Annotated in this window: 1 protein-coding gene; it reads right to left on the reverse strand. The window is 58.3% G+C overall.

Annotated elements, in window-relative coordinates; translation table 11 throughout:
• Nucleotides 1-8 precede the first annotated feature (8 nt).
• Nucleotides 9-2,045, reverse strand: coding sequence for a methyl-accepting chemotaxis protein (locus tag ACLBWT_RS23235; RefSeq protein WP_447665426.1), 2,037 nt, complete (start codon nucleotides 2,043-2,045; stop codon nucleotides 9-11).
• Between the last annotated feature and the right edge of the window lie 266 nt (nucleotides 2,046-2,311).

The raw sequence follows: 2,311 nt of genomic DNA on the forward strand, positions 1-2,311 counted from the left end.
CCGTGTTCCTATTCGGTCCGGAACCGCTCCAGAGATTTCTGCAGCGAACGCGACACTTCCTCCAGCTCGGAGGATAGGTTCACAAGCCCTTCGCTTACGCCGAGCTGCTCGCTGCTCAGAGACGCGACTTCCTCCGACGTCGCCGAAGACTGCTCCGCCACGGCGCTTACGCTGCCCATCGCCTCGCTCAGCTGCGCCTGCGTCTCGTCCAGCGTCCGGATCGCCTCCGTCACTCCGTCCAGGCTTCTCGCCAGATCCGCCATCCGCGTCTGCACGTCCAGGAAGATTCCGTTCGCTTCCCGCACCGATCCGATCTGCTCCTGGAAGATCGGCTGCGCCTCCGACAGCACCGACACCGTCTCGTCGATCTCGCGCTGGATCGTATCGGTGATGCCCTCCACCACGCTGATCGATTCACGCGACTGCTCGGCCAGTTGCCGGATTTCCCCGGCTACGACCATGAACCCTTTGCCTGCCGCTCCCGCACGCGCCGCTTCGATCGATGCGTTCAGCGACAGGATGTTCGTCTGTTTCGCCACGCTTCCAAGCACGTCCAGAATTTTGCGGATCGAGCGCGTGCTGTCCTTCAGACGGTCGACCTTCTCCGCCATCCCGCGGACCATGCCTTCCGCCAGGCCGGTCTGGTCGATCAGCGCCGCCATATGGCCGGTCCCCTGCGCCCCAGCCGCTTCCATCTCGCCTGCCGCCGCAATCATGCCGTCATTGGACAGCTTCACCTGGCGCATGCTCTCGTCCATGCCGGTCGTCAGGTCGCTGCCCTTCTCCGCTTCCATCGCCAGGCTGGTCGCTCCGCCTGCGATCTCCTCCGTGGCGGCCGCGATTTCCCGCGCCGCTCCGGCCGTCCTCCGGGACGACTGGCCGACTTCTCCCGCGGTAGACAGCACCTGCTCCGCGCTTCCTCTCGCCTGCTGCACGAGACCTGTAATCTGCTCCATCATCTCGTTGAAGCTCGACGACAGCTGCCCGATCTCGTCCTTCGAGCGATGGCGGGAGCGGATGGTCAGATTGCCTTTCTTCCCTTCGTTCATCAGGTTGCGCATCAGCCGCAGCGGGCGTCCGACGGAGAGGATGACATAGAGCCCGACAAGCAAGGCGAGAACTGCCGCAGCTGCAGCAATAATCCAAGTCATGCGCGATATTTGCTTGGCGTCCTTCACCAGCTCCGCGGTAGGCAGCATCGCGACGACCTTCCAGTCGTTCACCTCAAGCTTCTTGTAAATCGTCAGCACTGGGCCCGCAGGACTATCCGCGCGGAAGCTTCCATTTTCAGCGTCGGATGGCGAATTGAAATTGAAGGTTTTGCCTGCGCCGTCCTCTGCCGCCATCGTATCCGAGAGCACGGCCTTGTCCGCTCCCAAGAGAGCGACCCGGCTGTCGCTGCCGAGATTGATCGCATTGAGCTGATCCGAGATCAGCGATTCCCGCAGCTCGATCAGCATGACGAAAGAGTTGGTGCCCGAAGGCGATTTGATGACGCGCGCGAGCCCGATCGAAGGCTTGTCGCCATTTCCCTGGAATCCCTTGGGCTGGGTCGGAATCCAGATCGGAGTTCCATTCTGCTCGATCGCCGCTTTGACCCAGGCTGATTCCTTGACCTGCTCGTAATTGAGATTGCCTGTACCGAGAACCTGCGTCTTCGCATGGGAATTGATAGGGATGAAGTTGATATTGAGCACGCCCTTGTTGGACATGGCCATCCCCGAGAGCTTGTCATTAAGGCTGCGCTGAGCGGAGAACACCCCGTACTCATCGACCGTCGAGCTGAAGAATTCCCCTACATTGGACTGGATTTCCTTGTCCGTAAGGAATTGGACCGAGTAATTCAGGTAGCTGTCCAAGATCAAATCCAGCTTGCCGGCGATCTGACTGACCGTCTCTTCCGTGGAAGCGCTAACCTTTTTTTCGATCACATTCTTGGAAATGCCATACGAGATTTGACCTACGGACAGAACGCAAACGAGAATACTGACAAAAACGATCAAAAACAGCTTGGCGCTTACATAACGCAGCGGGTTCAGCTTCATGGCAATTTCCATCCTCCAGCTTAGCGGTTGTTTCCTTAATATCGGATTCTAAAGCAAAGAAGTTTACATTTAAAATAAATACCTGTCTCCTGCGACCTCGACAGCTTATTTTTCGTCATTCAAGTATACAAAAGACGGGCTTCCGCTGGAAACCCGCCTCATGCCGATTATTCGGTCCGGAACCGCTCCAGAGATTTCTGCAGCGAACGCGACACTTCCTCCAGCTCGGAGGATAGGTTCACAAGCCCTTCGCTTACGCCGAGCTG

The organism is Paenibacillus sp. D51F (assembly GCF_053345695.1).